The organism is Micromonospora sp. NPDC005174, assembly GCF_040608495.1.
Lineage (GTDB): Bacteria > Actinomycetota > Actinomycetes > Mycobacteriales > Micromonosporaceae > Micromonospora.
Genome location: NZ_JBEXIJ010000042.1, coordinates 1 through 26,329 on the forward strand (window position 1 = coordinate 1; position 26,329 = coordinate 26,329).

At 70.8% G+C, this 26,329-nt stretch carries 20 protein-coding genes; 10 read left to right on the top strand and 10 right to left on the bottom strand.

What is annotated here, in order from left to right; all coding sequences use genetic code 11:
• The first annotated feature begins 150 nt into the window (after positions 1–150).
• Both mmsA and mmsB read left to right on the top strand, forming a co-directional pair.
• Positions 151–1,689, top strand: a complete 1,539-nt coding sequence (mmsA, locus tag ABZU91_RS29775; RefSeq protein WP_355247619.1) for a multiple monosaccharide ABC transporter ATP-binding protein — start codon at positions 151–153, stop codon at positions 1,687–1,689.
• Positions 1,686–2,936, top strand: a complete 1,251-nt coding sequence (mmsB, locus tag ABZU91_RS29780; RefSeq protein WP_355247622.1) for a multiple monosaccharide ABC transporter permease — start codon at positions 1,686–1,688, stop codon at positions 2,934–2,936. Before mmsA ends, mmsB begins: the two co-directional genes overlap by 4 nt.
• Before the next feature lie 65 nt (positions 2,937–3,001).
• Here mmsB and ABZU91_RS29785 read toward each other — a convergent pair whose 3' ends face one another.
• Entirely contained in the window at positions 3,002–4,378 is a 1,377-nt protein-coding gene (locus tag ABZU91_RS29785; RefSeq protein ID WP_355247625.1) for a DNRLRE domain-containing protein, read from the bottom strand.
• A gap of 223 nt (positions 4,379–4,601) precedes the next feature.
• On the opposite strand from ABZU91_RS29785, the gene ABZU91_RS29790 reads away from it, so the two are divergent.
• The 4 genes from ABZU91_RS29790 (at position 4,602) to ABZU91_RS29805 (ending at position 9,830) form a co-directional block, all read left to right on the top strand.
• Positions 4,602–5,876: an MFS transporter gene (locus ABZU91_RS29790; protein WP_355247628.1), complete on the top strand. Its 1,275-nt coding sequence runs from the start codon at positions 4,602–4,604 to the stop codon at positions 5,874–5,876.
• A 5-nt stretch (positions 5,877–5,881) separates the two neighbouring features.
• A complete protein-coding gene (locus tag ABZU91_RS29795; RefSeq protein WP_355247717.1) occupies positions 5,882–6,859 on the top strand; it encodes a hypothetical protein in 978 nt (325 codons plus the stop codon).
• Between the two features lie 114 nt (positions 6,860–6,973).
• A complete protein-coding gene (locus ABZU91_RS29800) occupies positions 6,974–8,500 on the top strand; it encodes an alkaline phosphatase D family protein (RefSeq protein WP_355247631.1) in 1,527 nt (508 codons plus the stop codon).
• Between the two features lie 13 nt (positions 8,501–8,513).
• Entirely contained in the window at positions 8,514–9,830 is a 1,317-nt protein-coding gene (locus ABZU91_RS29805) for a hypothetical protein (RefSeq protein ID WP_355247634.1), read from the top strand.
• 47 nt (positions 9,831–9,877) lie between these two features.
• On the opposite strand, the gene ABZU91_RS29810 is transcribed toward ABZU91_RS29805, so the two are convergent.
• From ABZU91_RS29810 to ABZU91_RS29820, 3 genes are read right to left on the bottom strand one after another with little or no spacing between them, the layout of a single operon-like run.
• Positions 9,878–10,465: a TetR family transcriptional regulator gene (locus ABZU91_RS29810; RefSeq protein WP_355247637.1), complete on the bottom strand. Its 588-nt coding sequence runs from the start codon at positions 10,463–10,465 to the stop codon at positions 9,878–9,880.
• 13 nt (positions 10,466–10,478) lie between these two features.
• Positions 10,479–11,171, bottom strand: coding sequence for a hypothetical protein (locus ABZU91_RS29815; protein WP_355247640.1), 693 nt, complete (start codon positions 11,169–11,171; stop codon positions 10,479–10,481).
• 31 nt (positions 11,172–11,202) lie between these two features.
• Positions 11,203–13,644 (bottom strand): PEP/pyruvate-binding domain-containing protein, encoded by a 2,442-nt coding sequence (locus ABZU91_RS29820; RefSeq protein WP_355247643.1) that lies wholly within the window; start codon positions 13,642–13,644, stop codon positions 11,203–11,205.
• Between the two features lie 59 nt (positions 13,645–13,703).
• On the opposite strand from ABZU91_RS29820, the gene ABZU91_RS29825 reads away from it, so the two are divergent.
• The 3 genes from ABZU91_RS29825 to ABZU91_RS29835 all read left to right on the top strand — a co-directional run bounded on the left by ABZU91_RS29825 (position 13,704) and on the right by ABZU91_RS29835 (position 17,829).
• Complete coding sequence (locus ABZU91_RS29825; RefSeq protein WP_355247646.1) at positions 13,704–14,363, top strand: M23 family metallopeptidase; 660 nt, start codon at positions 13,704–13,706, stop codon at positions 14,361–14,363.
• 73 nt (positions 14,364–14,436) lie between these two features.
• Positions 14,437–14,667: a DUF2188 domain-containing protein gene (locus ABZU91_RS29830; RefSeq protein WP_355050424.1), complete on the top strand. Its 231-nt coding sequence runs from the start codon at positions 14,437–14,439 to the stop codon at positions 14,665–14,667.
• A 180-nt stretch (positions 14,668–14,847) separates the two neighbouring features.
• Complete coding sequence (locus ABZU91_RS29835) at positions 14,848–17,829, top strand: fibronectin type III domain-containing protein (RefSeq protein ID WP_355247649.1); 2,982 nt, start codon at positions 14,848–14,850, stop codon at positions 17,827–17,829.
• Positions 17,830–18,299: 470 nt separating this feature from the next.
• Here ABZU91_RS29835 and ABZU91_RS29840 read toward each other — a convergent pair whose 3' ends face one another.
• From ABZU91_RS29840 to ABZU91_RS29855, 4 genes are all read right to left on the bottom strand, one after another.
• Positions 18,300–19,283 carry a hypothetical protein gene (locus ABZU91_RS29840; protein ID WP_355247652.1) on the bottom strand — a complete coding sequence of 328 codons (984 nt, stop codon included), beginning with the start codon at positions 19,281–19,283 and terminating at the stop codon, positions 18,300–18,302.
• Positions 19,284–19,299: 16 nt separating this feature from the next.
• Complete coding sequence (locus ABZU91_RS29845) at positions 19,300–19,845, bottom strand: hypothetical protein (RefSeq protein WP_355247655.1); 546 nt, start codon at positions 19,843–19,845, stop codon at positions 19,300–19,302.
• Positions 19,846–19,965: 120 nt separating this feature from the next.
• Entirely contained in the window at positions 19,966–20,988 is a 1,023-nt protein-coding gene (locus ABZU91_RS29850; protein ID WP_355247658.1) for a DUF4331 family protein, read from the bottom strand.
• 154 nt (positions 20,989–21,142) lie between these two features.
• Positions 21,143–22,399, bottom strand: a complete 1,257-nt coding sequence (locus ABZU91_RS29855) for a family 16 glycosylhydrolase (protein ID WP_355247661.1) — start codon at positions 22,397–22,399, stop codon at positions 21,143–21,145.
• Positions 22,400–22,691: 292 nt separating this feature from the next.
• Between ABZU91_RS29855 and ABZU91_RS29860 the strand changes: the two genes are divergently transcribed.
• Positions 22,692–23,090, top strand: a complete 399-nt coding sequence (locus tag ABZU91_RS29860) for a hypothetical protein (protein ID WP_355247664.1) — start codon at positions 22,692–22,694, stop codon at positions 23,088–23,090.
• A 12-nt stretch (positions 23,091–23,102) separates the two neighbouring features.
• Here ABZU91_RS29860 and ABZU91_RS29865 read toward each other — a convergent pair whose 3' ends face one another.
• Positions 23,103–24,551, bottom strand: coding sequence for an aminotransferase class V-fold PLP-dependent enzyme (locus ABZU91_RS29865; RefSeq protein ID WP_355247666.1), 1,449 nt, complete (start codon positions 24,549–24,551; stop codon positions 23,103–23,105).
• A complete protein-coding gene (locus ABZU91_RS29870) occupies positions 24,541–26,223 on the bottom strand; it encodes an ATP-binding cassette domain-containing protein (RefSeq protein WP_355247669.1) in 1,683 nt (560 codons plus the stop codon). Before ABZU91_RS29870 ends, ABZU91_RS29865 begins: the two co-directional genes overlap by 11 nt.
• Between the last annotated feature and the right edge of the window lie 106 nt (positions 26,224–26,329).

Sequence of the window (26,329 nt, forward strand, 5' to 3'; positions counted from 1 at the left end):
GGTCTATCGGGTCCGGCACGACTTCGACGGCTCGGTCGACACGCTCTACCGGCTCACTTCCATCGCCAACTTGGCCGAGAACTGGATCAGTGTGGCGCCGAGCCCGACGCCGTGACGGAGCAACGTCCAGACTGACAGAGGACAGTGACCATGGACGACACCATCCTCGAGATGCGTCGTATCACGAAGACCTTCCCCGGAGTGACCGCGCTGGAGGACGTCAACCTCGCGGTGCGCCGGGGCGAGATCCACGCCATCTGCGGCGAGAACGGCGCCGGCAAGTCCACCCTGATGAAGGTGCTCTCCGGCGTCCACCCATCCGGCTCGTACGACGGCGAGATCCTCTTCGACGGCAAGCCGATGCAGTTCCGGGGCATCCGGGACAGCGAGGCCAATGGCATCGTCATCATCCACCAGGAACTCGCACTGGTGCCCTACCTGTCGATCGCCGAGAACCTCTTCCTGGGCAACGAGCGGCGGGGCCGCAGCGGTCTGATCGACTGGAACCGGGCCAACGCCGAAGCGGCGAAGCTGCTGGCGTCCGTCGGGCTGCACGAGAACCCGGTCACCCCGGTCATCCAGCTCGGCGTGGGCAAGCAGCAGCTCGTGGAGATCGCCAAGGCGCTGTCCAAGAAGGTGCGCCTGCTCATCCTGGACGAGCCGACGGCCGCTCTTAACGACGTCGACTCGGCGCACCTGCTCGGCCTGCTCCGACAGCTCAAGGAGCAGGGCATCACCTGCATCATGATCTCGCACAAGCTCAACGAGATCACCGCGATCGCCGACTCGACCACCGTCATCCGGGACGGTCACACGGTGGAAACCCTCGACATGCGCGCCGACGACGTGAACCAGCAGCGCATCATCCGGGGCATGGTCGGCCGCGACATCGAGAGCTTCTACCCCGACCGCGAATCGTCGCCCGGCGAGGAGGTGCTGCGGATCGAGGACTGGTCGGTGCGGCACCCCACCCAGGAGCGGATGGTCGTCGAGGGCGTCAACCTGTCGGTGCGTGCCGGCGAGGTGGTCGGCATCGCGGGTCTGATGGGCGCCGGCCGGACCGAGCTGGCGATGAGCGTCTTCGGCCGCTCCTACGGCCGCGACATCACCGGCAAGCTCTACATGCACGGTCGGGCGGTCAACGCCCGCAACGTCGCGGATGCCATCCACCACGGCATCGCGTACGTCACCGAGGACCGCAAGCGGTACGGCCTCAACCTCATCGACGACGTCCGGCGCAACGTCTCCGCCGCCGCCCTGGACCGGCTGGCCCGGCTCGGCTGGGTGAACGGCAACGAGGAGATCAAGGTCGCCGAGACGAGCCGGCGGGACATGAACATCAAGACGACAAGCGTGATGGCGGTCGTCGGGAAGCTCTCCGGCGGCAACCAGCAGAAGGTCGTGCTGTCGAAGTGGCTCTTCACCGACCCGGACGTGCTGATCCTCGACGAGCCGACGCGGGGGATCGACGTCGGCGCCAAGTTCGAGATTTACACGATCATCAACCGGCTGGTGGCCGAGGGCAAGGCGGTGATCGTCATCTCCTCCGAGCTGCCGGAGCTGCTGGGGATGTGCGACCGCATCTACACCCTCGCCGCGGGCCGGATCACCGGTGAGAAGCCGGTAAGCGAGGCGACCCAGGAGAGCCTCATGGAGCTGATGACAAAGGACAAGGAGCTCGTCGGATGACCAGCATCAAAACCCCGTCGACGGAGCGCCCGACACCGTCGGACCCCGCGCCGGCGGCCGCTCTGCACACGGGGACGAGCGACCTGCGCGCCCTGGTGCTGAACAACCTCCGGCAGAGCGGGATCTACGTCGCCCTGGTCGTCATCGTGGGGCTCTTCGCGGTCCTCACCGACGGCGTGTCGCTGAGCCCCGGCAACATCACCAACATCGTCCTTCAGTACTCGTACATCCTGGTCCTCGCGATCGGCATGGTCATCCTGATCATCGGCGGTCACATCGACCTGTCGGTGGGCTCGGTGGTCGCGCTGACCGGCGCGGTATCCGCAGTCCTGGTGATCCAGCAGGGCCACCCGTGGTGGCTGGGCGTTCTCGCGGCCCTGGCCGTCGGCATCGCGGTCGGCGCCTGGCACGGCTTCTGGGTGGCGTACGCCGGCATCCCCGCGTTCATCGTGACCCTGGCCGGCATGCTGCTGTTCCGCGGCCTCACCCTGCGGGTGCTCGACAACATCTCGCTGTCGCCGTTCCCGGCCGAGTACCAGAAGGTCGCGGCGGGCTTCCTCAACGGCCTGCTCGGTGGAAACGGGTTCGACGCCTTCACGTTGCTGATCGGCGCGATCGCCGTGGCCGGGTACGCGGTGAGTGGCTTCCGTACCCGCCTGGCGCGTATCCGCTACCAGCAGCCGGTCGAGTCGTTCCCGCTGTTCGTCGCCCGGGTCGTCCTGGTGGGCGCGGTCATCATGTACTTCGCCTGGCAGTTGGCGCACGCCCGAGGGCTGCCGATCGTGCTGATCATCCTGGCGGTCCTGGTGCTCGTCTACGGTCTGCTCACCCGGCGGACGGTCTTCGGCCGTCAGGTCTACGCGATCGGCGGCAACCTCTCGGCGGCGGCGCTGTCGGGCGTGAAGGTCCGCACCGTCAACTTCTGGATGTTCGTCAACATGGGCTTCCTGGCGGCGGTGGCGGGTGTCATCTACTCGTCGCGGTCCAACGGCGCGCAGCCGGCGGCCGGCAACATGTTCGAGCTGGACGCGATCGCGGCCGCCTTCATCGGTGGCGCGGCGGTCACCGGTGGCGTGGGCACCGTGGTCGGCGCGATGGTCGGTGGTCTGATCATGGCGGTGATGAGCAACGGCATGCAGCTGATGGGCGTCGACCAGTCGACGCAGTCGGTGGTGAAGGGCCTCGTCCTTCTCGTCGCCGTCGCGTTCGACGTCTACAACAAGCGTCGGGCGGCCGGCACCCGCTGACACCATGACGGCACGTACGTGTGCCCCTGCCCGAGGTACGGGCAGGGGCACACGTCGTCAGCGGGTCAGTGGCAGTTGCCGGTGCCGCTGTCGGCGTACGTCTGGCCGGCGACGGGCACGAACTGCCAGTCGTAGCTGCCGGAGTGCAGGGTGAACTTCAGGAGCCCCCACGCGGAGCTGTTGCGTGCCTCGCTGTTGGGCTGGATGGTGCCGAAGCCGTAGTGGTCCGCACCGCCCATCCCGGCGACGAAGCTGCGCATCCCGCGACTGGCGTCGTAACTGCCGGACGGGTTCATCGGGCCGAACCGCTCGTACACGTGGTTGTGGCCCCACACCACGACGTCGGCGTTGTAGTCGTAGAGCGCCTGGTACAGCGGGCGCGTCGACGTGGACGGCGAGTGGTCGGAGCTGGACGTGAACAGCGGGTGGTGCCAGTACGCGATCGTGCACGGCTTGCTGCTGGCCGCGAGGTCGGCGCGCAGCCACTGCTCCTGGGTGGAGCCGGCCGACATGCTGATGTTCGAGTTCAGCGACACGACGTGCCAGTTGCCGAGGTCGTAGGAGTAGTAGCCCCGGCCGCTCGGGCCGGCGGTCGTACCGAAGTAGTTGTAGTAGCCGGTCGCGCCGGACGTGTTGTAGTCGTGGTTGCCCGGCGACGGGCGGGTGCGGCTCTTGTGCCGGCCCCAGGTGGGCTCGTAGTAGCTGGCGAACTGCGCCGCGGTGCCGCTGTCGTAGACGTTGTCGCCGGTCGTGAAGACGGTGCCGGAGATGGTGTCGAGTAGCGCGGCGGTGGCCGTGTCGCCGGAGCCGGAGGTGGCGATGTCGCCGGCGCCGACGAGGACCGGGTCACCGGACGGCGGCGTCGTGGTGCCGGTCGTGACCACCAGCTGTGGTGCGTCGCCGCCACTCTCGCGGGTGTCGTAGTACGCGCCGTCGCCGCTGGTCGAGGTGGCGCCGAAGCTGTACGTGCCGTTGCCGGTGACCGCCGAGGTCACGTCGACCTCGTACCAGGTGTTGCCGGAGACCGCGCCCAGCGACCCGAGCGTGGCACCGTCGATGGCCGGCTGGTTGTTCCAGGTGGTGCCGGTCTCCGACCAGGTGGTGCTGGACATCCTCCGGAACGTGCCACCGGCGTCGCTGCCGCTGTTGCCGCTGATCGTGCGCAGCCGCAGCTTGGCGCTGGTCACCGTGCCGCTGACGCCGCTCACCGTGAAGCGCAGGAACATGCGCCGCGACGGTGAGTTGTCGACCACGACCTGCGTGGACGTGCCGTAGTTGGTGGATGCGGTGTCGCTCTGGACGTAGGTGTCGGCGACCGGCGTGAACGTCACGCTCGCCGCGGAGGCCGTGCCCGAGCCGGTCAGGATGACGGCGGCGGTGGCGGTGACCAGTACCGCGACCGTTCCGATCGTCACCGGTGGGCGGGCGATTCGAATGTCCATCCAGGACCCCTTCGTTGCGGGTGGAGAGCGCAAGGAACGTAGGAAGGCCGATGAACCGGCGCACTGCCGCCAGATGAACAGTACGCTCAAACAGCGAAACACTTCGATGTTCGCGTGTTGTTTATCCATCGCACGCCTGCCCGCTGCCCACGCTCTCTTGTGGCCTCCCGCACCGGGTCGTCACGATGGCTGACCGTCACCCGCCGTCGCAGAGGAGATGCGCGTGTACCTGTCGACCGTCTCCCGCCCGGTCGCCGACCCATCCGGGCCACGACGCCGACGGCTCGCGCTGGTCAGCGGCAACGTGGTCGCGCTCGGCACGGTCAGCCTGATCACCGACGTCTCGGCCGAGATGGTGGCCGCCGTCCTGCCGCTCTACCTGGTGCTGGGCCTGCACCTCAGCCCGGTGGCCTTCGGTGTGCTCGACGGCGTCCACACGGGCGCGACCGCGCTGCTGCGGGTCGTCGGCGGTTTCGTCGCCGACCGGTTCCGACGGCGCAAGCTGGTCGCCGGTGTCGGCTACGCGCTCTCGGCGGTCGCCAAACTCGGCCTGTTGCTCGCCGGCCGGTCGGTCACCGCCATCGGCGCGGTCATCGCCGTGGACCGGGTCGGCAAGGGCATCCGCAGCGCGCCCCGCGACGCTCTGATCACGCTGTCCACCCCACCCGAGGCTCTGGGCAGGGCGTTCGGAGTGCACCGGGCCATGGACAGCGTCGGCGCGTTCCTCGGGCCGCTCGCCGCGTTCGCCGTCCTGCTGGCCGTCGGGCAGTCGTACGACGCGGTCTTCGTCACCAGTTTCTGCATCGCCGCCCTGGCCGTGGTCGTGCTCGTGCTGTTCGTGCGGGAGCGCCCGAGCAGCGAGGCGGCCGATGCTCCGGGCGAGCCCCGGGTCTCCGTCGGCGAGGCGTGGGGCCTGCTGCGCAGCCAATCCGTACGTCGGCTGTTGCTGGCCGCGACGATGCTCGGCCTGGCCACCATCGGCGACGGCTTCGTCTACCTGGTGCTGCAACGCCGCGAGGACCTCGGGCTGCGGTGGTTCCCGCTGCTGGCGGTGGGTACCAGCCTCGCGTACCTGCTGCTCGCCGCCCCACTCGGTGTGCTCGCCGACCGGATCGGGAGGCTGCCCGTGGTGGTGGGTGGCTACGTCGCCCTCGGCATGACGTACCTGCTGCTGTCCGGACCGTTGCACGGCTGGCCGGCGCTCGTGCTGACGCTCACCCTGTACGGCACGTTCTACGCGGCCACCGACGGCGTGCTCATCGCGCTCGCCGGCCCGGTCCTGCCACCGCGACTGCGCACCACCGGGATCGCGCTGGTGCAGACCGGGCAGGCGCTCGCGTACCTCGTCTCGTCGATTCTGTTCGGTCTCGCCTGGCAGGCGTGGGGGCCGCAGACGGCGGTCCGGGTGGCGGCCGTGGCGGTCGTCGGCGTGCTGGTGCTCACCGTGTTCCTGCTGGCCTTTCCGTCCCGTCTGTTCCCCCGGAGGGTGTCCCCGTGACCGCGATGTCGACCCGGGCGAAGCTCGGTGTGGTGGCCGCCTCGGTGGTGCTGTTGGGCAGCGGGGCGGTGGGCTACGCGGCCATCGCCGCCGAGCCGCCCCGGACCCCGCCGCCGGCCGCCGCCGGGGACCAGGCGGTCACGCTGACGCCGGGTCCGCGCCTGCTGGCCGTCACCGACAGGTACGTCTCCAGCGTCAGCATCGCCGACCCCGCCGGGCCGCGTACCGTCTCGGGTCTGGAATGCCTACGGGTGTACGCGGCGGCCGGCACCGGTGTCTGCCTGAAGCCGGAGACCGCGTGGTCGTACCAGGTGGTGGTGCTCGACGCGGCGCTGCGCGAGAAGCGGACACTCAGCGTGCCCGGCCTGCCAAACCGGGCCCGGGTCTCGGCGTCGGGCCGGATGGTCTCCTGGACGACGTTCGTCGGGGGCGACTCCTACACGGCGAGCGGCTTCTCTACCCGCACCGGCATCCTCGACACGGTCACCGGCGCCACCGTGACGTCGCTGGAGGAGTTCGCCGTCACGCTTGACGGCCGCGCCCACCGCAGCCCGGACGTCAACTACTGGGGCGTCACCTTCACCGCCGACGACAACCGCTTCTACGCGACCATGTCGACCGGTGGCAAGCGTTACCTGGTACGCGGCGACGTGGCGGCCCGGACCGTCGAGACGCTGCGGGAGAACGTCGAGTGTCCGTCGCTGTCGCCCGACGGCACCCGGATCGCCTTCAAGCAGGCGGTCGACGCCGACCCGAAGAGGGGCTGGCGGCTGTCGGTCCTCGACCTGTCGTCCGGGCGGATCACCGCGACGGCGGAGCAGACAAGCGTCGACGACCAGGCTGCCTGGCTCGACGATGCGACGCTCGCCTACACGCTGCGGCAGAGCGACGGTCGGCCGGACGTCTTCGCCGTCCCCGCCGACGGGTCCGGCACGCCGAAACTGTTGATCCCGGGTGCCGAGTCGCCGTCGCCGCTGACCTGACGGCTCGGCCGTCGAGCCAGGACACCTGACCGCCTTGACGCGGCCAACGTCCCGTCATGTCGGCTTCCGCGCCGCAGCCTTCGCCGTTCATCGACGGCCCCGAAGGTATGGACCATGACAAGGCTGAGTCGTCGCATCTTCGTCCTCGGTGGACTGGCTGCCGCCGGTGCCGCGGTCGCCCCCTCGCAGGGTGCCCACGCCGCGGTGCCGTACCCCTTCAAACTCGGTGTGGCGTCGGGTGACCCGGCCCCCGACAGCGTGGTCCTGTGGACCCGACTGGCACCGTCACCGCTCGACGCCGACGGGCAGGGCGGCATGACCAACGCCGACGTGACGGTCGAGTGGCAGGTGTCCACGAGCGACCGCTTCTCGTCGCTCGTCGCCTCCGGCTCGGTGGCCGCCCGCTACGCCGACGCCCACTCGGTGCACGTCGTCGCGGGCGGCCTGGCGGCCGACTCCGACTACTACTACCGCTTCCGGGCCCAGGGGCAGATCTCCCCGGTGGGGCGGACGCGGACCGCGCCGGCCCCGGGCACGTTCGGCCGCGACCTGGTCATGGCGTTCGCCTCCTGCGCGCACTACGAGGCCGGCTACTACACGGCGTACCGGCGGATGGCCGAGGAGAACCCGGGGCTGATCCTGCACCTCGGCGACTACATCTACGAGGGCGGCGTCAACACCGCGGCGGTACGCCAGCACGTCGGCGCGGAGATCGTGTCGCTGGCCGACTACCGCCGCCGGTACGCCCTCTACAAGTCCGACCCCGACCTCCAGGCGGCCCACGCGGCCGCACCCTGGCTGGTGGTGCCGGACGACCACGAGGTGGAGAACAACTACGCGAACATGGTCCGCGCCGACAGCAGCCCGACCCTGACCGCCGCCCAGTGGACGGCACGGCGCACCGCCGCGTACCGCGCCTACTACGAGAACATGCCGCTGCGGCCGGCCTCCGCGCCGAGCGGCAACAGCATCGCGCTCTACCGCCGCGTACGGTGGGGGCAGCTCGCCACCTTCCACATGCTCGACACCCGGCAGTTCCGCGACGACCAGGCGTGCGGTGACGGCTGGAAGGTCTGCGCGGACGCCGACCTGGCCTCCCGGTCATTGACCGGCGCAGCCCAGGAGGCGTGGCTGCTCGACGGGCTGGCCCAGCACTACGGCACCTGGGACATCCTCGGCCAGCAGGTGTTCTTCGCCCGCCAGTTCGAGGCGAGCGGGGCGGCCAACATGGACGCCTGGGACGGCTACCGGGCCTCGCGCAGCCGCATCCAGACCGGCTGGCAGCAGCGTGGGGTGCGCAACCCGCTCGTCCTCACCGGTGACGTGCACAAGTCGTGGGCCAACGACCTGAAGGCGGACTACGCCAACCCGTCGTCGGCCACCATCGGCACCGAGCTGGTCTGCACCTCGATCACCTCGACCGGCAACGGCACCGGCAGCACGACCATCCCGAACGCGGCGACCAACCCGCACCTGAAGTTCTACTCCGACCGGCGCGGCTACGTCCGTACGACGATCAGCCGCAGCCAGGTCCGCGCGGACTTCCGCGCGGTGAACACGGTGACCGAGCACGGCGCTGCGGCGTCGACGGTGCGCTCGTTCGTCATCCTCGACGGCCAGCCCGGCCTGCAGGCCGGGTAGAAGGAGTACCCCGATGACCGCACTCACGACACTGCTCGCCGCATCCCTGCTGGTGCCGACCCCGGTCGCGCCCGCTCCGAAGGCCATGACCGCCGACGCGGTCACCTGGACCACCGCCAACAGCGTCGCCGCCGGCGACCAGGACCTGCCCGCCATCGCCATGAACCGCAACGGTCAGGTCGCGGTGGCCTGGGAGGACGACCGGGACAGCACCGCCCCCGAGGACGACACCCACACCGAGATCTACCTGCGCCTGTTCCGCGACGGCACGCCCGGCTACGAGCTGAAGCTCTCCACCGGCGGCACCAGCGGTGCCGCCTGGCGGCACATCAGTCCCGACGTCGGGCTCGACGACCGGGGCAACGCCGTGGTCGTCTGGGCCGCCGACGGTGACGGCAACGGCGTCTACAACATCCAGTACCGGGTGGTGTCACCGGCCGGCGCGATCCTCGGATCGGGGCAGGCCAACGCCAGCGACGCCGGCCAGCAGATCTGGCCGAAGGTGGCCGTCGACCCGGACGGCGCGCCCACCAGCGCGGCCGTCGGCTTCACAGTCGTCTGGGAGGACGTGCAGGGGACCGCTCCGGCGACCGTGAAGGCCGCCGGCTTCACCGGCCCCACCACCAAGGGGTACGAGGTGACGGCCTCGCAGACGACCGGCACGCACCACCGCCCCGACGTGGCGGTGTCCGCCACCGGAGAGGCGCTGGTGGTCTGGGACGAGGACGCCGACGCGAACGGGTCGTACAACATCGGGCTGACCCGGTTGGCCCGCTCGAACGGAGCGGTGGTGCTGTCCCGGCGTACCGCCAACGCGCAGAGCGGCGGACAGCAGCAGCGGGCCTCCGTCGCGGCGACCTTCGCCGGTGACTTCACCGTCGGTTGGGAGTCAGACCACGCCGGAACCCGGGGCGTGTGGGCCCGCTCGTTCACCGCCGCCGGCGCCGCCCGGCACGAGGAGGTCCAGGTGTCAACCGGTACCGGGGCCGTCGCCCCCGGTGTCGGCATCGACGACGAGGACAACGTCGTGGTGGGCTGGACGGTGTCCGGCGCCAGCCCGGACGTCTGGGCGCGCGGGCTCAACCCGGACGGCAGCCCCACCGGTCGGCTGGCCGCCCAGGCGTTGAGCCAGACCACGACGGGCCGGCAGGAACACCTGGCCGTCGCCGCCTCCCCGTGGGGCGAGGTGAGCCTCTGCTACACCGACGACAACGACGGCAACGGCTTCGACCAGGTGCTCCTCGGCCTCGGGGCGACGAACTCCACCTGGCTGATGACCGCCGAGGAGTTGCGTCAGCGCAAGGCGCGGGCTGCCGCTCGGGTGAGCTGAGCTGAGCTGAGCGGAGTGCGAGGGACGGGCCGTGACTCGACGTCGGGTCACGGCTCGTCGGTCGTGCGGGTTCCGCCGAAGAGCAGGTCGAGCTGGGCGTCCAGGGCGTCCAGCGCCTGCTCGGCGGTGTACTGCCCACCCAGCAGGTAGACGCCCAGTCCCTCCATCAGCGCCAGCAGGCCGGCCGCGGCGGCCGCGTCGTTGGTGGGCAGGATGCTGGCGATGAACGCGGTGAACTGCGCGGTGTCCTCGCGCAGGCTGGGCGCGGCCGACGGTCGCACCGCCGTGTACGCGAGAAACGCGAGTGCCACCCGACCGTCGTCGCGGGTGTGCTCGTCGAGCGGCAGGAGCGCGGCGATCATCGTGCGCAGCAGCAGTCGTGGCGGAGGGTTCTCGCCCAGACCCGCCACCGCCTCGGTGACGCGGATCTGGCTGCGTTCGCGGACCACGCTCAACGCGAACGCCATCATCTCGTCCTTGGTGCCGAAGTAGTGCTGGACCATTCCGGCGGAGACGCCCGCCTCGGTGGCGACGTGGCGGAGGCTGACGGCCTCCAGGCCCTGGTCCGCGGCGACCCGCATCAACGCGTCCGCGATGAGGGTGCGTCGCTGCTGGTGGTCGACCTTCTTGGGCATGGCCTCGATCGTTTCACAGTGGGCGACCGGGAGCCGCCGTCGCGCGGCGGTCAGCCTTCGGCGCGGGCGTGCCCCGGGCACTGCGCAGCAGACCGTCGGGGTCGTCGGCGTACAGCCGCAGCTCGTCCATCGGCACAGACCGGCCCGTGGGCAGGTCGAAGGCCGTCGGCCGGCGCAGCAGGACGTCGATGCTCGTCTGACTGCCGACCGAGAGGTGCAGGACGCGGCGCTCACCCTCCTGCTCGACCTGGACGGATCTGCTCGACGGCAGGGAACGGTGGCGTTTGCGCAGCGCGGCGACGTCCGCCCAGGGGAGCCAGATGTCGATGCCCGAGTTGAGGCGTACCCGCAGCCCGGCGTCGGCGACGACGTGGGGGTGGATGGTCATGCTGGCCCAGAGGCCGACCATCCAGAGCAGACCCCAGATGCCGAGGCCGAGCACGATCCAGCGGGCCGGCCGCCAGGGCACCACGTGGGTGACGATCAGGTCGAAGATCGGAATCTCGACGGCCGACAGGGCGATGAAGATACCGAGGATCGGTCTGACCACGCCGAGGTAGCCGAACGGCTCGTCGCCCGGGCCGAGCGGCAGGGGACGGCGACGCGCCCACAGGTAGAGGCTGCGCCACATCGCGGCCTCGGTCACGACCGCCCGGCGCAGCAGCGGTCCCACCCTCGCCCTGGTCGGCGTACTCGTGTCGGTCATCTGCGTCGTCCTCGGATTTCGGGGTGCGTGGTCAGTGGACGGTCACGGCGCCGGCGGCGCCGTCGACGGTGACGAGTTGGCCCGTGCTGATCGTCCGGGTGGCGTCCGGCACGCAGATGACGGCGGGGATGCCGTACTCCCGGGCCACCGTGGGACCGTGCGCCATGATCGCGCCGGTCTCGGTGACCAGCGCCGCGGCGGTGAGGAACAGCGGGGTCCAACCGGGGTCCGTGGTCGCGGCGACCAGCACCTCGCCGGGTTCGACGTGGGCGGTGGCCGGATCGTGCACCACCCGGGCCGGGCCGGTGACGCGGCCCGCGGACGCTCCCACGCCGACGAGCGTCCCGTCGTCGCCGCGCTCCCGGGGCAGGACGGCCTCGATGTCGGTGCCGTCGGACAGCAACGCCACCGGCACCGAGCGGCGACGCAGCTCGCGGCGGTACACGGCCCGCCGGGGGGCGACGACGCCGCGGTGGTCGACACCCTCGTGTACGGCGGCACGCACCTCGTCGAGAACCAGGAACATGATGTCGTCGGGGTGGTCCAGCAGCCCGACGTCCGTCAGCTCGGCTCCGATCAGCAGTAGCTGTCGACGGCTCTCCCGCAGCGGGTACAGCCCGGCGAACTTGCCGGCCTCGCGCAGGCCGGCCAACGAACGGGCGCGGCGCAGCAGGAACCCGGCGAGCCGACCGCGCACCGGCCGCCGCCGACGGGCCCGCGCGACCAGCTCCTCCAGTGCCGCCTCCGCCGTGGCCGCAGCCCGATGGAAACGCTGGTCGGGGCCCTGTTCCGGGTCGGTCACCCGCAGGTAGTTGGCGAGTGCGGCGAAGACCGGCGCGGGGTCCTCGGCCCAGCGCGGCACGCCGAGGTCGACCTCGGCCGCACTTCGGTGGCCGTACGCGTCCAGGAAGTCGGCCATCCCGATGTCGGGCAGCGTGCCGCGCAGATGGCGGGCGGCCAGCTCGTCCGGCGAGGTGTCGAGGAGCAGTCGCCGGTGGTCGCCCACCCCTTGGGCGAGTCGCCAGAGCGCCAGGTCCATCTCGATGGTGACGTTGTGCGGCATCCCGCCGAGCACCGCGTGGATCTCGTCCGCGCCGGCGACACCCTTGAGCAGTGCGGACGGAAGCGCTGCGGCGAGCATGCCGGCGACGATCGGCCACATGATGGCATCGCTGGCGTCCGTGTCGTCGCGCGCCTCGACGAAGCGCAGCCGTTCGGCCGCGGTCCGCAGGTCGTCGGGGGCCGCCGAGCGGGCTTTGAGTTGCGCGATCGCCCCGAACATCCGGATGCGTGCCGCGTCCGGGCGGGCCAGGGCGCGCACGATCCCCACCACCGCGCGGCCGGCCGTGCGCAGTGACGCCGCCTGCTGCGCCGCGCCACGTCCGGTGCCATCGTCGGTCGGGGCGAATCGCGGATCCGCCAGGACGTGCCGCATCACCGCCTGCGCCCGGGGGCCGAAGTCGACGGCCATGAGCTTGACCAGTCGCCTCCGGGACGACCTGCTCCTGGCCAGGTCGGTCAGGTCGCCGTAGAGGCGGCCACCGATGTCGACGATCTCCACCCGGACACCGAGCGCCGCGAGCGTCGCGGTGATCTGCGCCCGCAGGGTCGCCATGCCCATCGGGGTGACCGGTCGCAGCATGCCCTGGACGTGGCCGAACTCCAGGAAGACGCGGGGGAGGGGCTTGCCGTTGGCCGGCGGCGGGGGAAAGAGGCTGGTGATCGGGCGTGACTGGAGCAACCACAGCACGTCCTCCGCGTCGATCGCCCACTCGACGTCCTGGGGGAGGCCGAAGTGCCCGGCCAGCCGTTCGCCGGCGGCCCGCAGCCGGTCCAGGTGTGCGGCGCTCAGGCACCCGCTGTCGTCCCGCGCGACGCCGTCGAGGACGTAGTGGTCCACTGCCGTCGCGCCGTCGACGACGGCGGTGCCGAGCCCTGGTGCGGCGTCGACCACCATCTCGTCGCGACGGCCGGTCAGCGGGTTGGCGGTGTGGAGCACCCCCGCCACCGTGGGCGTGACCATGCGTTGGACGACGACCGCCATCGCCACCTCGTGCTGGTCGATCTCGTGGGCCTCGCGGTAGGCGGTCGCCCGGTCGCTGTGCAGCGAATCCCAACACTGCTCGACGGCGGCGATCAGCTCCGCCGTGCCGCTGACGCCCAGCACGGTGTCGTGCTGGCCGGCGAAGCTGGCGTCCGGCAGGTCCTCGGTCGTGGCGCTGGAGCGCACCGCCACCGGACCGCCGCCGAGCCGCTCGTACGCCTCGACGATCTCCACCTCCGGCAGGACCCCGCTCCGGTGGGCGTCGGTGGTGACGCAGAAGCCCTCGGGCACGCGTTCGCCGTGCCGGATCAGCGCGCCCAGCCCGGCGGCCTTGCCACCGACCAGGTCACCCATGTCGCTGGTCACCTCGGACAACGCGAGCACGTACACGCCGGCCTCCAGTTGCAATACGAGTGCATCGCAATCCACCGTAACGTTATGACGATGCGACTGCAATGTGAAAGTGGTGCGGCTCGCTCACGTCTGCCATGCTCGGACCGGTGACGACCGGCCGCCCCACCAGAGTCCGCACCCATCGCCGCCCCCGCCGACGTACCCTCGTCGTTCTGCTCGCGCTCGTCGCGGCGGCGGCCGTCGTCGGCGGCGCCGTGGTCGTCGTGCCGATGCTGCGGCCCGCCGGTCCACGGCCGATCTTCCAGATGCCGGTCGCCTGCGGGGAGACCTGGCAGCTCAGCACCTACCCCGGCCACGACGACTACGACGTCGACTTCTTCCCCATCGAGGGCGACTCGTGGGGTCGGCCCGTCCTCGCGTCCTACGCCGGCACGGTCACGGTGGCCGGCATCAACGGGTCGCTGGGTGGCCGTACGCCGGACAACCCGGAAGGTCCCCGCGGTCGCGGCGGCGGCTACTGGGTGAAGATCGATCACGGCGGCAGGTGGGAGACGCAGTACCTGCACATGCTCGAACCGCCGCTGGTCAAGGTCGGTCAGAAGGTCGTTCAGGGTGAGCAGATCGGGCGGCTCGGCAGCACCGGCAACTCCGGCGCGCCGCACCTGCACTACGAGCAGCGCCGCAGCCGGGACAAGGTGGAGACCCACTTCGACGGCACGCCCTCGGGCATCACCACGGACGAGCGCGAACAGATCCTCCGTCGGGTGAGCAACAACTGTCCGGCCGTCTCCTGAGGACGACGGTTTGCGCGGCACCACCCGGGGCACTGAAAAGGACGACAGTGCAGACGCAGGGGAGGAGCTGGCGATGACCAAGGGCGATGTCGACACCTACCAGGAGAACGGGCAGTGGAAGAACCGCCCGGAGGGCAACGACCGGGCCAGCAGCACGCACGACACCAAGGCCGACGCGCAGGAGCAGGGCCGCGAGATGGCGGCCGACCGGGGCGTCGAGCACGTGATCAAGAAGCAGGACGGCACGATCGGGGAGAAGAACACGTACCCGCGCAGCCGCGACCCGCGCGACATCGCGGGCTGACCCCCCGCTGCCTCCGGACCGGCCCCCTCGTTGTGACCGAGGGGGCCGGTCCGTGTCCGCAGGGGCCGCACCGGCTTTTCGAGTACGCCGATACGACGGAGTTTTGGGGGGATATAGTCCCATTCGGGATTGAAGTGACAGCTGGGAGTGGGCATGGCGTTTCGGCGGCGGCGTCGTCCGATGAGCACCGTGGCCCTGGTGGCCGCCGTTACCGTGGGCGTCCTGACGCTCACACCACTGTCCGCGGCGGCGGTCGGGTCCGTCCTGTTCGACCAGCCGTTTCACAACAACACCGCGAACGGCATCGGCGCGGTCTCGGTGCCCGCCGTGCCCGGCGTCCTCGCCACCAACGCCGCGTGCCTGAGCGCCGCCGGCAACTCCACCACCGGCCCGCTGCTGAGCTGCACCACCTCCACCGACCCGCAGGGCGCGGGCAAGCTGCGCCTCACCCCCGCCGCCATCAACAGGCAGGGTGGAGTGTTCAGCGCGGTCAGCGTGCCCACCTCGCAGGGCCTGCACCTCACCTTCAACACCTACCAGTACGGCGGCTCCACCCCGGGGGCGGACGGCCTCGCCTTCGCGCTGGCCGCCGTCGACCCCGCCAACCCGCGCTCCCCGGCGACCCTCGGCCAGTCCGGCGGCTCGCTGGGTTACTCCGCGGCGTTCAACGGCGTGTCGGCCGGTCTGTCCAACGGCTACCTGGGCATCGGGCTGGACGTCTTCGGCAACTTCAGCAACAGCACCTACCAGGGCACCGGCTGCACGAACCCGCCGTACATCTCGACCACCGGCGGGCGGGTGCCCGGCCAGGTCGTGATCCGTGGGCCGGGCCGGACCAGTGTCGGCTACTGCGCGATCAACAGCACCGCCGGCAGCACCTCGGCGCCCGCCCTGGCGTTGCGGGCCAGTACCCGGGCCGCGTCGGTGGTGCCGGTCGAGGTCGTCATCAACACCACCGCCTCGCCGTACACCACCGACACCGGGATCACCACTCCCGCCGGCCAGTACCGGGTCCGGTTCACCCCGGTCGGCGGGCCCGCGCGGACCCTGGAGGGCCCGCTCCCGGTCGTGTCGCCGAGCCTGTACCCGTCGCCGACCTGGCTGAACGCCAGCGGCTACCCGCGACAACTCGCCTTCGGCTGGGTGGGCTCGACCGGCTCGGTCACCGACTTCCACGAGGTCGACGAAGCCCGCGCGGTCACCTTCAACCAGGTGCCGGATCTGTTCGTGTCGCAGACCAGCTCGGTCGGTGCCACCCCACAACCCGGTGACCCGGTCACCTACTCGATCACCGCGGGGGTCGACGCCGGGGCCCCAGAGACGTCGCCGATCTCGGTCACCCAGACGGTGCCGACCGGTGTCACGCCGCGCGGCGCGTTCGGCACCGGCTGGGTCTGCGGCGCACCATCGGGGCAGACCATCACCTGCACCAACAGCAACGGCCCGTTCCCGGCTGGCAGCTCCCTGCCACCGATCACTGTCGTCGCGACCGTCACCGCCTCCGGCGTGACGCCGACGCTGATCCAGACCGCCACGGTGGCGACCTCGTCGTCCATCGACGCGAATCCGGGCCTGTCCACCTCCACCACGCCCGTCGTGCCCGCCACCGCGCCCAGCGGCGTCACGGTCACCCCCGCCCAGGGCTCGATCTCCGGGGGCGGCGCGGTCACCGTCGGCGGCAGCAACCTCACCGGAGCGACCGCCATCACCATCGGTACGACCGCCGAACAGCAGGCCGGTACCTCGGTGCTGCTGCTGCCCTGCACCTCCGGCCCGGCGGTTGGCTGCTTCACCGTGAACACGGACGGCACCCTCGGCATCTCCTCGATGCCCGCCCGGTCCGGCGCGACACCGGTCACGGTCACCGTGGTCACCAGAGGGTCCGCCGGCTCGGCGAACTACACCTACGCCTCCCTGCCCGGCACCCCCGCCGCACCCACCGCCGTCGCGGGCGTCACCAGCGCCACCGTGAGCTGGACCGCGCCGGCGAGCAATGGCAGTCCGATCACCAGCTATCTGATCACCCCGATCCGGGACGGCGTCACCCAGCCGACGCTCACGTTCGACGCCTCCACCACCAGCCGCACGCTGACCGGGTTGACCGCCGGCTCCTCGTACGCCTTCCGGGTGGCTGCGGTGAACGCGTTCGGCACCGGGGCGGCCAGCCCGGCCTCGGCGGCGGTGGTCCCGTACACCCTGCCGGGCGCTCCGACGATCACCTCGGTAACCGGGGGGACCACCGCCGCCAGGCTGAGCTGGACGACCCCGGCCAACGGGAGTTCACCGATCACCGGTTACACCGTGACGCCCTACGTCAACGGAGTCGCGCAGACCCCCCAGACCTTCAGCGGGACCGCCACGACCCAGCTCGTCACCGGGCTGACCGGCGGCACCACGTACACCTTCCGGGTGGCCGCGATCAACGCCGCCGGCACCGGCCCCCAGTCCGCCCCCTCCGCCTCGGTGACGGTCAACCCGCCGCCGACGCTGAACTTCGCGCCGCCACCGCCGGGCAAGGCGTACGTGGCGTACCAGTACCAGCTCACGGTGGCGGGCGGCACGAGCCCCTTCGTCTGGTCGGTCAGCGCCGGGAGCCTGCCCGCCGGTCTGAGCCTCGACCCGGCCACCGGACTGCTCTCCGGCACACCCACCGCGTCCGGCACGTTCCCGTTCACCGTGCGGGTGACCGACTCGTTCAACCAGTCCGACACGAGGGCTGTGCAACTGGTCATCAGTCCGCTCGGCGGGCTCTCCATCAGCGTCCCGACGATCTCCTCACTCGGCACCGTCACCTCGGACGCGACAGGCGTCTCGGGCCAACTCGGCCCGGTGACCGTGACCGACGATCGTGGCCCCTTCTCGGGACGGTGGGTGAGCGTCGTCTCGACGACGAACTTCGTCACGGGTTCCGGCACGTCGGGCGAGACCATTCCGAACAGCGACATCACGTACGCCTCCGGGGCGGCCATCGCCACCACCGGCGACGGGACGTTCCTGCCGCAGCCCGGCGCGGTGTTGGACACCCCGCGTATGGCCGCTGGCTGGTCCGGCCAGGCCGGCGGCGCGAACTCGGTCACCTGGAACCCGACCCTGGTGGTGAGGCTTCCGAACGGCCTGGTGGTCGGCAACTACGTGGCGGTCGTGACGCACTCGGTCATCTAGGCCGTGTGTCAAGGTCTTCGGTCGAGCCGAGGGGCGGACGGCGGACACCACATTGAGCGTGATGCCTGTGAGTCATCTTGATGACCCACAGGCATCACGCTCAATGGAGCGGGCGGCTCCGATCCGGCCGACCACGGGCCCGCGAGCGGCGGTTCACCAGCGGCCGAAACGGCCGGTCCTCTCGGCCTCCGCAGGCCGGCCAGGGGCTTTGACACACGGCCTCGACGAGTAAGTCTGGCCATCCGCGTTGGCGGACCGCATGTCGATGTGCTGATGAGCGGTATACCTCCGAGGTATGAATGTGACTCTGAGGTATACCGCTCTCGACCACAGTCGCCCCTGCGGAGGTGACCGAGGGTCATCGCCGGCCGCCGGCCGGTGGCTGGTGGCTGGTCTGGAAGCTGTGCCGAAACGACATCGCCCGGCCGTTCCCCTGCGGGAACGGCCGGGCGGTATCGAGCCCTGGCCGGTCAGGCCAGTCGGGTCCGTTGCCGACGGACGAGGTACCAGCCGCAGAGCGTGACCACGACAAGCATGGCGACCACGCCGACCGCGTAGACCAGCCAACCCGGCCCGGTGGCCCGCGCGACCGCCATCGGCGCGGCGACGGGCAGGGCGATCGTGCCGGTCGCGGTGCGCTCGACGGTGCCGCTGGCGAGTTTCGCGTGGACCTCCCAGGTGCCCGCGGGCAGCGACTGGTTGACCTCGACGCGGACCTGGCCGCTCTGACCGGGCAGGATCGTCACGCCGTTGGTCACCTTGAACGGTCCGGCCTGCACCGCCGCCTTGCGCAGTGACACGGTGCCGGTCATGTCCAGGGCGCGCTGGCCGGTGTTCGTGATCTTAGCGGTCACCACGGGAAACTCACCCGTTCCGGGCTCGGCGGCCAGCCCGTCGATGCGGAAGTCCGTCGGTGGCTCACCGCCCGGGCCGACGTCGAGATAGACCCGGATGCCCACCCGGTGGATCTGCGTGACGTTGCCGGTGCGTTCCTTCGAGCTGGTGACCTGTGCCCAGATCGCGGCGTACCGCTCGCCCTTGGACGCCTTCCTCGGCACAGCGATCTCGACCTCGACCGGCTGGCGCTCGCCCGGATCCAGTTCCAGCGTGGCGGTCTTCAACCGGATCCACCCGCTGAGTTCGTTGCCCGTACGCCCCTCGGGCACGGCGAAGGCGTTGTTCTCCACCGAGGCCGCCCCGGAGTAGAAGTCGATCTTCTGCGTCTCGTCCGAGGTGTTCTGCACCTCGACCCGGCGGTGGATTGTCGTACCCGGATTCAGGTGGTCCACGATGTAGACCTGGGCACGCGGGTCCTGCACCCGGCTCGCGGGGATGTCCAGCATGCGGATGCTGATCGCGGCGTCGTCGGCGGGATCCTGTCGCTGTTCCCGCACGGCGACGGCTGGCGCCGCCGAGACCCCGAGCGCCACGAGGGCGACGGAGGCCAGCAGCACCAGCCGGCCGAGCGGCTTAGAACACCGAATGTGTCACCGTCCCCGTGTAGACACCCTGGACGGTGCCGACCGGGATGTTCACCGACAGCGTGGGGTTCCAGGTGGCGAAGTTGTTGCCCGTCCCACCGGTGTGGGTCATCGCCGTGCGCGGTACGTTGATGATCACCGCCTGAGCCGCGGTGGGCTGTCCCGGCGTGAAGGTGCCGCTACCGGCGGTCGCCGTGGCGGGACCGGACCAGTACAGGACGTTGATGTTCGGGATCGTCTCCCCGGACGTGCCGCCGCCGGTGGTGAAGTCGGTGGAGACGACGGTGGCGGTCCAGTTCGGGGTGAGCGACCCGCGCTGGTCCAGCACGGTGACCGGGCCGAGTTGACCGGTGACGGTCGACCCCTCCACACCGTGCCCGATGTTCGCCGTCGCCGGTACCGTGATCGAGAGACCACCGGCGGCGTCGACGGTGAGGGTCACGATCGTGTCGCCCGTCGTGTCGGCGACGGCCGGTCCGGCGAGAGCGAGGGTGGCGGCGATGCCGGCCACGCCCGCGAGAAGTTTCCTACGCATCAAGTCTCCTATCTGAATCGCCCAACGGATGCGAGTCAGAGACTATCTGCGCAAAACTGTATGAAACGGTCAAAAGGAACCACTGTCACCCGGCCGGGGTTCGGCCAGGCCGGGAAGTGGTCAGGCCGGCACCACGTACGGGAACGCCTCGGCGCGGGCGGCCTTCGTGACATGGGGGGTGAGGCCCGAGGTGGTGCCGGTGTTGAGGACCAGGGAGAACATCACCTCGGGCGCGTTGTCGGCCATGGTGCGGCCGTTGTGGACCGCGAAGCCGTAGTTCGCGGCCGTGCCCACCGTGTAGGACAGCACGTCGGGGTAGAGCACCCGGGCGACGCTCCAGCCGTACGCCTGCGGGTCCGGCGCGGTGCCGTTCGCCGCGACGACCCCGGCGACCGCCTTGGCTATCTCCTCCCCGTCCTCGGGCAGGTCCTGGCTGGGGTGCCGAAAGTTCGCCGGGTCCGAGAAGTCGGTGTCGTGCGGCCAGAAGACGGGCCACATCATGGGGTGGCCGGCGCGGTTGATCTGCCGCCACCCGCCCGCGTCGGTGGCGAGCAGGGTTCGACACCAGACCCCGATCTCGGTGCCCTCGCGCAGCAGCGGTTCGTCGTGGGAGACCTCCAGGACGATCGACTCGACGGTCGTGCCGGCGAAGCTGTTCTTGGCCTGCTCGGCCCGCCACGTCGAGCGGTCCACCGTCGCGCCGTTCTTGACCGCGCCGTTGATGGTGGCGAGTTCGTCGAGGTCGATGTAGAAGGGGTCGGTGATCCGGCCCGCCCAGACCCGGACGCGCTGCCCGGTCGTCACCTCGCCGGTCCTGCCCTCGGCGATGGGAGTCCCCATGGCGGCGTCGTCGCGGGCGTCGGCACCGGTGAGTTCGTACAGCTGGAGGGCCTGCGTGGCGTTTCCGTCCGGCTCGCCGAACGCGAACCGGTAGGTCAACTCCTCCATGTCCGAGCCGTTGAAGTGGACCTTGAACTCGTAGCGGGCCTCTGCGTGGAAGCCGCGCTTGATGTCGGCCCTGGTCACGGAGCTGTTGACGTCCATGACGAACACGGTGGCGCGGTCACCGTCGAAGACGTACAGGTCGTCGATGTAGAGCTGGCCGCCCTGGGCGGCGAGGGGGGTGTCAAGGTGGTGCGACATGGGCTCACTCCCGTAACGGCTAATTCGGACCAAGTCCGAACATAGCGGTCACGGTGTGGTTGCCCGACCGAATCGAGGTCCACCCCCGCGGGCAGGATGCCGCACGAGCGGGTGGGCCGTCCGACGGACGGCCCACCCGATCACGCCGGTCTCGTCAGAAGCGGGACCACTTCTGGTTGGACGCGCCGAGGCAGTCCCACAGGTGCAGCTTGCCACCGTTGTTGGGGTTGGCCTCCCGCACGTCCACGCACTTGTTGGCACTGAGGTTGACCAGGTCGCCCGCGCTGTTGAGCGTGAAGCGCTGGGCCGGGTTGCCGTTGCAGCTGACCAGGTTGATCTCGGTGCCGTTGGCCGTGCCGGCCCAGGCCGGGTCCATGCACTTGCCCATCGCCCGGACGGTTCCGTCGGAGGCGAAGGTCCATGACTGCGCCGCGGTCGTGTTGCAGTCCCAGATCTGGAGCTTGGCGCCCTCTACCGGGTTGGCGCTCGGGATGTCGATGCAGCGCCCGCTCTGCGCGCCCCGGATGCGCGTGGTGCCAGGCGTCGGGTTGCCGCCGTCGGAGGTGTAGCTCGATACCCGGACGTAGTCGACGAGCATCTGCTGGGGGAACTGCGTGGAGCCGTCCGGGTAGCCGGGCCAGTTCCCGCCGACCGCCACGTTGAGGATCATGAAGAACGGGTGGTCGAACACCCACCGGTTGCCGCCGAGGCGGGCCGGGTCGACGCGGTGGTACTGCACCCCGTCGAGGTACCAGGTGATCGCGCCCGGCTCCCAGTCCACCCGGTAGTCGTGGAACCCGTCGGCGAGCGGACCGCCGATGCTGCGGCTGCCGGTGATGCCGCCGCTGCCGGAGTAGCCGGGGCCGTGGACGGTGCCGTAGACGGTGTTGGGCTCCCGGCCGATGTTCTCCATGACGTCGATCTCGCCGGAGTCGGGCCACCCGCCGCCGGTGCCGAGCATCCAGAACGCCGGCCAGATGCCCTGGCCGCGCGGGATCTTGATACGGGCCTCGAAGCGACCGTACGTCTGGGTGAAGGTCGCGGCGGTCAGCAGTCGGGCGGAGGTGTACTCGCAGCGGCCGTAGTGGCACTGGTAGTTGGCGGGGTTTTCCCGGCGGGCCGTGATGACGAGGTTGCCCTGGCCGTCGTGTACGGCGTTGCTGGTGCTGTTGGTGTAGTACTGCCGCTCGTTGTTGCCCCAGCCGCCGCCGCCGATGTCGAAGCGCCACTTGTTCGCATCGACGGGCGTGCCGGCCGGGGCGTTGAACTCGTCCTGCCAGGTGAGCGGGCCGATGGCGGCCTCGGCCCGGTCGGACTGTCCCGGGAGGGTGAGGGAGGCGAGGGTGGTGACGAGGGCGACCGCCGCGAGGACGAGAGGACGGAGGCGGCGTGTGGGATGGGCTGTGAACACGGGAGGCTCCTCAGCGAGGTGGATGGTGGAGGTGGCGCGACGGGGGCGGCGCGGCAGGGGGCGCAGAGAGCGCTCTCCAAAGCGAAGCATGTCGATATAGCGGCTTTCTGTCAAGAGTGTTTCCAATGCCGCGACGGTCCGTTACCGCCTGATCACATCCCTCGATAGCGGTCGAATCGACCCTTCCTATTGCCGTGGAGCGTCCACGGGGGACAGGATGACGAGGTCCGCAGGAAACCTCCCCGTAACCTGCGTACTGCTGGTCTCTGTCACAAGGAAGTGGGAGTCAGTCATGAGCGACGCGTCGACGGCGCTGGGTGTGCGCCTCTACCCGGACCTGGTCGAGCGGGGTGGTCTGGCCCCCGCGCTCGTCGAGACCGCTGCCCGCCACCTGCTCGACATCGGCCGGGTGACCGCTCCCGAGCAGGGGCGCGGCCGGTTCACCTGCGCCGAGCTGCACTCCGATCAGGGTGTGGTGTGCGTCGGGCTGGGCTCGCAGGCGCGATACTTCATGATCGATCTCCGGTCCGCCGACGAGGTGCTGGCGCGCGGCGACTGCATGGACCTCGTCCAGGTCGCCCAGGTGGCCTCGGCCTGGCGGGAGGGCGCGACGCTCGCCGAGCTGACCGCCCGGTTCGCGTTCATGGAGGAGATCAAGCACCGCCCGGCGCCGGTGGTCCAGGTCGGCTGACCGGTGGGCGTGTCAGCACCGTAGCCGGGGCGGCAGCGGGGGGCCGGGAACGTCGTCCCGGTCCAGGTAGGACGACTCCACGAAGGCGACGAAACGTTCGGCGTCGGCCGCCGTGGACGCCAGACCGAACGAGACGCGGACCGCGCCGCCGGTCGGCAGTGCCAGCGCGTCGAGGTACTCGTCGATCGTGCCGACCCGGGCCAGCAGACGCCGCCGCAGCGTCTGCCGGGTGATGCCGAACGCCCCCTCGCCGGCGCCCGGATTGCAGAAGCAGCCGGTACGCAGGGAGAAACCGGCCGCGGCGGCCTCACGGGCGACGAGCCGCTCGTCGACAGGGGTGCCGTCCGGGCGCAGGACGTTGAACGTCACCGTCGCGCCCCGGCCCGCACCGGTGACGGGCCCGTACACCCGCGCCAGCGGTTGGCCGGTGCGATGTCGCGCCGCTGTCAGGCGGCCCAGCAACCAGGCGGTGAGCAGGCCGACCCGGGTGTGCACGAGGTCCACGCCGATCGAGTCGAGCCACCGCAGGCCGAACTCCACGTCCGGGATGCTCAGGAAGTTGAGCGTGCCGTCCTCGAACGCCGACTCGTCGTCCATCGAGCGGTGCCAGTCGCCCTGCACACTGACCGCCCGGATCGTGCCACCGGAGAACCACGGACGGCGCAGCCGGGCCAGCGCTTCCCGGCGCGCCAGCAGGGCGCCGACACCGGTCGGATAGCCGAAGAGCTTGTACCAGCTCAGACAGACGAAGTCGGGACGGACCGCGCGCAGGTCCAACCGGTTCGTCGCGGCGAACGCGGCGGCGTCCAGCAGCACGTCGTAACCGTGCCGATGGGCCAGCTCGACCCACGCGAGGGGATGCTGCACGCCGGAGAAGTTGCTCTGCGCCGGGTAGGCGAACAGGCCCCGGCGACCGGATCGACCCCACCTGCCGGCGTCGAGCACCGCGACCACATCGGACTCGGCGACCCGCAACTCCGGCCCGCTCAGCGGCACGTACCGGACCGGTGCGCCAGCCGCTCGGGCGTACTCACGGATGCCGTTGACCGAGTTGTGGTTGTCCCAGGTCAGCGCGAAGGGCGCGGCCCGGCCGAAGGCGTACGCCTCGCCGACCAAGCGGCACGCGCCGCTGGCGTTCGGAGTGAAGACCACCGCATACTCGGCCGGGTCGGCGTGGAAGAAGTCGAGCACCGCCTGCCGAGCCGACTCCACCAGCGAGCCGGCCGCCACGCTGCTGGGGCTCTCCGAGTGGGGGTTCCCGTACAGGTCCGCCAGTAGTCGGTCGTGGTGCGCCCGCACCTGGGCACGTGCGGCCACCCCCGCCCCGGCGTAGTCGAGGTAGACCTGGCCGTGCCGGTCCAGGTGCTGGTACTCCGTGGCGCGTAGCTCGTCGATGCGCGCGGTCTCGGCGTACCCCGGCATCGCGGTCGGGGTTGGGCCGGGAGCGTGCTCAGGACGCACGGCGGGCCTCCCGCCGTACCAGCACCGCCCAGGTCGCCACGAGCGAGAGCAGGACGAAGCCGCCGAGCACCAGCCAGTCGATCCAGACCGGCCGGGAGAAGCTGTCGCCGTACGTCTGCAACAGCGGCGGTCCGAGCGGTGAGCCGCCGTCGCGCCACAGCCGCTCCACCCCGGCGGTGTGCCCCAACCCCTCGAACGCCCAGCGGTTCGACATCGCATAGCTGAGCCATCGTCCGCCGTCCGCCATGGCCGGCACCGGCAGGATCGCCCCGACGAACAGCACCTGCGGGAAGCACAGCATCGGCAGCATGAGGGTGGCCTGGGCCGCGTCCGACACGGCCGCGGAGCAGAGCAGGCCGAGCGCGAGCGCGGCGGCCGAGGAGAGCAGCAGGGTCGCGTACAGGGCCGCGAAATCACCGCCGCCGACCGGCGGCAGCCGGTCCATGCCGCGCAGCACCCCGAGCAGGGCCAGGTCCACCAGGGCGAGCAGCGGCAGGAGCACCGCGACCTTCGCCATCAGGTACGGCAGCAGCCGGACACCCGCCAACCGTTCCCGACGCAGGATCGGTAGCTCGGTGCAGATCTGGAGGAGTCCGTAGGTCAGCCCGAAGAAGAAGCCACCGAACGCGATCCAGAACAGGATCATCACGGTGACGGTCGGGCTGGGACTCGCCGGGTCGAACGCGCCGGGGCGGAACAGCAGCGCGAACATTCCCAGCACCATCAGGGGCGAGCCGAGCAGGATCGCCAGCGTCAACCGGTTCCGGGCGACGATCTCCGTGTTGCGGGCGGCGAGCACCCACCACTGGCGCAGTCGGCCGACCGGTCGCCGCCCGGGTGCCGGGCCGGTGTCCGGGGCGGTCGTGGCGGCGGTCGGTGCCCCGACGCGGTACGCGGCGAACCGTTCGGGCCACACGGTCTGGTCGGACTCCTCGTCGAGCAGGAGGTGCACCTCCGCGAGGGATCGCAGTCCGAAGAACTCCCGGGCGGCGGCGGGTGTGCCGGCGTACGCCAACCGGCCGTCGCGGGTCAGCACGACCACCCGGTCGCAGTGGTCCACGTCGGTGACCTGGTGGGTGGTGAGCACGACCGTGGCACCGGCGTCGGCGAGCGTGCGCAGCGCGCGTAGGAGGTCCACGGCGGTCGTGGGATCCAACCCGGAGGTGGGCTCGTCGAGGAAGAAGACGCCGGGTCGGGTCAACAGCTCGACGGCGATGCTGGCGCGTTTGCGTTCACCGCCGCTGAGGCGGCCCACCGGCACGTCGGCCCGTTCGGTGAGCCGCAGCTCGGCGAGCACCTCGGCCACTCGACGCGACACATCGGCGGGGCTGGTCCCGGACGGCAGGCGCAGCCGGGCGGCGTACCGCAGGGTGCGGGCCAGCGGCAGCTCGCGGTGGATGATGTCGTCCTGCGGGACGAAGCCGACCATGCCGGCAGGGACGCCGTCGTCGTACGACACGGTGCCGGACGCCGGTCGGCGGACCCCGGCCAGCGTCTCCAGCAGGGTGGTCTTGCCGGCGCCGCTGACGCCGATGATCGCCACCAGCTCGCCCGGCGTGACGGTCAGCGAGATGTCGTCGAGGACCCACCGTCCACCTCGGACGGTCTGGCCGAGGCCGCTGGCCATGATGCTCAGGCCGGTGCGCGGTGCGGTGGTCTGCTCGGTCGTCATGACGAAGGTGCCCGATCCGGTCGGTGACGTGTGCGCCTGACATCGTGCCTCGCCGATGCTACGTCGCCCGGCGCGCTGCCCCGTCTTGCGATCACGGTGGCATGAA